Source organism: Vulcanococcus sp. DEBay_Sum22DG08_74 (assembly GCF_017852955.1).
Lineage (GTDB): Bacteria > Cyanobacteriota > Cyanobacteriia > PCC-6307 > Cyanobiaceae > Vulcanococcus.
This window is the reverse complement of record NZ_JAFMKL010000127.1, coordinates 1-4,381: the sequence shown is the minus strand read 5'-3', so window position 1 is coordinate 4,381 and position 4,381 is coordinate 1. Positions and strand designations below refer to the sequence as shown.

The window sequence follows — 4,381 nt, the reverse complement described above, 5'->3', positions numbered from 1 at the left end:
GACCTGAGTTCCTTGAGGGCCACTACGGCGCCTGGAACTACATGATGTCGATCGACACCCCGGCATCGAAGAAGTTCGCCGCTGACTTCAAGAAGAAGTACGGCAGCGATCGCATGGTCGCTGACCCGCAGGAGTCGGCTTACAACATGGTCTACCTCTGGAAGGCCGCCGTTGAGAAGGCCAACAGCTTCGATGACGACAAGGTGCGCGAAGCCCTGATTGGTATCGAATTCGATGCGCCCCAGGGCAAGGTCAAGGTGATGCCGAACCACCACCTCTCCCAGACCGTGCGCATCGGTGAGATCACCAAGGACGGTCAGTTCAAGATCCTCCAGTCCACCAATGGTCCTGTGGCTCCCCAGGCCTGGAACCAGTACGAGCCCAGCTCCAAGGGCTACGCCTGCGACTGGACGGACGCCAAGAAGGGTGAGCGCTACAAGCTCTGATCGCCCTTTCCGGTTGCTCTGACTGATGGAGGAGTCCTTCCGGGGGCTCCTCTTTTTCTGCTTTCTCCCTTGCTGCCCCGCTTCGGATTTCCGTGCAATTGCTGTTTGAAAGCCTCTTCAACGGAGTGGCCATCGGCTCGGTCTTGCTGATGGCCGCCCTTGGATTGGCGATTGTGTTCGGCTTGATGGGGGTGATCAACCTCGCCCATGGCGAGCTGATCATGCTCGGCGCCTACACGACCTACGTCGTGCAGCTGATCTTCAAGCTGCCGGCCTTTGAGCCCGTCTACAACCTCTATGTCTTGGTGGCGATTCCGCTGGCCTTCGTGGTGAGCGGCGTTGTCGGAATCCTGCTGGAGCGCACGGTCATTCGCCGTCTCTACGGCAATCCCCTGGAGACCCTGCTGGCGACCTGGGGCGTGAGCCTGATCCTCCAGCAGTTTGTGCGCAGTGTTCCGCTGGCGACGGCTGCTGGAGTGGTTCTCGCCTTGGTGGTGGGCTTCAGCTTGCCGCTGCTCTTGCCGGCCCCCCTGCTCGAAGGCCCGCGGGCGCGGCTGGTGCGTGCCGGGTGCTGGGCCACCTCGGCGCTTGCCGGGGTGCTGTTGGCCGGTGGACTGGCCTCCCAGATCTCGCGGATTGCCCGGGCGACCTCCCGCAACGTTGATGTGACTGCGCCCCAATGGATGCGCGGCGGCCTGGAGTGGGCCGATCTCACCCTGCCGGTGCCCCGGTTGGTGATCATCGCGATGACGGTGGTTTCTGTTCTGGGCGTCACCCTGTTCCTCAACCGCAGTGTCTGGGGAACACGCATACGTGCGGTGACCCAGAACCGCACGATGAGCGACTGCCTGGGTATTCCCACCGACACGGTCGATGTCCTGACCTTTGGCATCGGTTCTGGACTGGCGGGAATCGCTGGTGTGGCTGTCTCGTTGTTGGGTTCGGTGGGGCCGAACGTCGGTGGTTCTTACATCGTGGGCTGCTTCATGGTTGTGGTGCTGGGCGGCGTCGGCAACCTCTTTGGCGCCGTTCTGGCGTCCTTCGCGATTGGCTGGCTGACGGATCTGATCGGTGCCGGCCGTCTGCTCAGCCTCTGGCCGGCCATGCCGTCGCCGCTGGCCGCCACGGTGAAGTTTTTTGCGACCACGAGCATGGCCCAGGTGATGGTCTTCGCCCTGATCGTGCTCTTCCTGCAATTCCGTCCCGCGGGCTTGTTCCCGCAGAAGGGACGCATGGTGGAGGCCTGAACCAATGTTTGGACGCCTTCAACAGTCCCGCTGGCCAAAGCTGCTGCTTTGGGTGGTGATCATCGCTGCGATCGTCGCGGCTCCGGCGGTTCTTCCCGTCTTTCGTCTCAACCTGCTGGGACGCTTTCTCTCCTTGGCGATCGTCGCCCTGGGCATCGATCTGATTTGGGGCTTCACGGGGTTGCTCAGCCTTGGGCAGGGCATCTTCTTTGCCTTGGGGGGCTATGCGGCCGCCATGTATCTGCAGCTGAATAGTTCAGCGGGTTTCCCCAATGGGATTCCGGAGTTCTTCGGTCTCTACGGCGTGAAGCAACTCCCGGCGTTCTGGGTTCCGTTCCATTCGCCCCTGTTCACCCTGGTGGCGATCTGGCTCATCCCCGCGGTGTTGGCCGCTGTTCTGGGGAACCTGGTCTTCCGTAACCGGATCAAAGGGGTCTACTTCTCGATCCTGACCCAGGCGGCCCTGCTGGTCTTTTTCAACTTCTTCAACGGCCAGCAGAAATTGATCAACGGCACCAACGGTCTCAAGACCGATGTGACCCAGCTGTTTGGTCAGATGGTGGGTTCACCAGAGATGCAGCGCGGCTTCTTCTGGTTCACTGCCCTGATGGTGATTGCGGCCTGGGCCTTTGTGCGCTGGGTGGTCCGCGGCCGCTTCGGCGATGTGTTGATCGCCATTCGCGATGACGAGCCGCGGCTGCGCTTTGCGGGGTTCAATCCCACCTTGTTCAAGACGATCGTCTTCGCGATTGCCGGTGGTTTGGCCGGCATCGGCGGAGCGCTCTACACGGTGCAATCGGGCATCGTTTCGCCTCAGTACATGACCGTTCCCTTCTCGATCGAGATGGTGATTTGGGTCGCCGTTGGCGGACGGGGAACCTTGGTGGGGGCGATCTTGGGTGCCGTGGCGATCAACTACGCCAAGAGCCTCGTGAGTGAAGCCATGCCCCAGAGCTGGCTGTTCATCCAGGGCGGTCTGTTCATCCTCGTGGTCACTGCCCTGCCGGAGGGTGTGATCGGTTGGTGGCGTAGCGACGGCCCCCGCAACCTGCTCTCGCGGCTGGGCGTCGCCCGGCGCATGGGGACCTACCCGCAACTGGAACTGGAAGGACAAGAGGAGGTTCAGCCATGAGTGCACCGTTGCTTGAGCTGAGCCAGATCACCGTCAGCTTTGACGGCTTTCTGGCCCTGCGCGATCTGAATCTCAGCCTCCAGCCCGGGGAGCTGCGGGCGGTGATCGGCCCGAATGGTGCTGGCAAGACCACCTTCTTGGATGTGATCACCGGCAAGACCGCTCCGACGGAGGGGGATGTGGTCTTCAAGGGCCGCTCCTTGGTGGGCCGCGCGGAGCACCGCATTGCCCGGTTGGGGATTGGTCGCAAGTTCCAAAGCCCGCGGGTGTTTGAGAAGCTCAGCGTTCAGGAGAATTTGGCCTTAGCGGTCAGCCGGCCGAAGCAGCCCTGGCCCCTGCTGTTTGGCGGTCTCGGTTCAGGGGAGCGCGATCGGGTTCAACACCTGATGGGCATCGTCAACCTGCAGAGCCGCGCCGATTGGCAGGCCGGGGCGCTTTCCCATGGCCAGAAGCAATGGCTGGAGATCGCGATGCTGGTGGGACAGGACCCCGATCTGCTGCTGGTGGATGAACCGGTGGCGGGCCTGACCGATGAGGAGACCGACCTGACGGCCGATTTGCTCAAGTCCCTCGCTGGTGATCACACCGTGCTGGTGATCGAGCACGACATGGAGTTCATCCGCCGCTTGGAGAGTCCCGTGACGGTGCTGCACCAGGGCCACGTCCTCTGCGAGGGAACGATGGATCAGGTGCAGGCCGATCCCCGGGTGATTGAGGTCTATCTCGGAACATCAGAGGAGGAACACCCATGACCGCCCTGCTGGAGATCCGCGGGCTGAACACCTATTACGGCGAGAGCCACATCCTGCGCGATGTCGATCTCACCGTGAATGCCGGGGAGATGGTCTGCCTGATTGGCCGCAATGGGGTGGGAAAAACCACCCTGCTGAAGTCGTTGATCGGTTTGCTGCGGGCCCGTCAGGGCACGATCGTGTTCAACGGTGCGGCCCTGGACCGCCAGGCTCCCCACCAACGGGCCCGCGCTGGTGTGGGCTACGTCCCCCAGGGGCGCGAGATCATTCCCCAGCTGACGGTTGAGGAGAACCTGATGCTCGGCATGGAGGCCCTCCCCGGAGGATTGGCCCGCCATCGCCGCATTGATCCCTTCGTCTATGAGCTGTTCCCGATCCTGAGGGAGTTTTTACCCCGCAAGGGCGGGGACCTGAGCGGCGGTCAACAGCAGCAGTTGGCGATTGCCCGTGCCCTGCTGGGGCAGCCCAAGCTCCTGCTGTTGGACGAGCCCACCGAAGGGATTCAGCCCAACATCGTGCAGGACATTGAGTCCGCGGTGCGCCGGATCATTGCTGAGACCGGCATCGGTGTTCTGCTTGTCGAGCAGCACCTGCACTTCGTTCGCCAGGCCGATCGCTACTACGCGATGCAACGGGGGGGCATCGTGGCCAGCGGTCCCACCGGTGAGCTCAGTCAGGACGTAGTCAATCGCTTCCTCAGCGTCTGAGCTCAGTCCGCCAGGAGTGGATCAAAGAGCGCTCTGACCTCTTCCAAGCTGAGGGGAGTCAGAGCGGCTCCATCCACGCTGGTGATGGGCCTGCAGC

5 protein-coding genes are annotated in these 4,381 nt (G+C 62.5%); all 5 read left to right on the top strand.

What is annotated here, in order from left to right:
* A partial coding sequence (locus tag QZ184_RS10390) for a transporter substrate-binding protein (RefSeq protein ID WP_296419489.1) occupies positions 1 to 446 on the top strand: 446 nt, incomplete at its 5' end.
* Positions 447 to 538: 92 nt separating this feature from the next.
* The gene (locus tag QZ184_RS10385; protein ID WP_247476711.1) at positions 539 to 1,693 is read left to right on the top strand and encodes a branched-chain amino acid ABC transporter permease; all 1,155 of its coding nucleotides are present in this window, start codon (positions 539 to 541) and stop codon (positions 1,691 to 1,693) included.
* 4 nt (positions 1,694 to 1,697) lie between these two features.
* Positions 1,698 to 2,825, top strand: a complete 1,128-nt coding sequence (gene urtC, locus QZ184_RS10380) for an urea ABC transporter permease subunit UrtC (RefSeq protein ID WP_296416828.1) — start codon at positions 1,698 to 1,700, stop codon at positions 2,823 to 2,825.
* Positions 2,822 to 3,577: an urea ABC transporter ATP-binding protein UrtD gene (gene urtD, locus QZ184_RS10375; protein WP_296416830.1), complete on the top strand. Its 756-nt coding sequence runs from the start codon at positions 2,822 to 2,824 to the stop codon at positions 3,575 to 3,577. The genes urtC and urtD overlap by 4 nt, the downstream gene beginning before the upstream one ends.
* Positions 3,574 to 4,284 (top strand): urea ABC transporter ATP-binding subunit UrtE, encoded by a 711-nt coding sequence (gene urtE / locus QZ184_RS10370; protein WP_010313728.1) that lies wholly within the window; start codon positions 3,574 to 3,576, stop codon positions 4,282 to 4,284. The genes urtD and urtE overlap by 4 nt, the downstream gene beginning before the upstream one ends.
* Positions 4,285 to 4,381 lie beyond the last annotated feature (97 nt).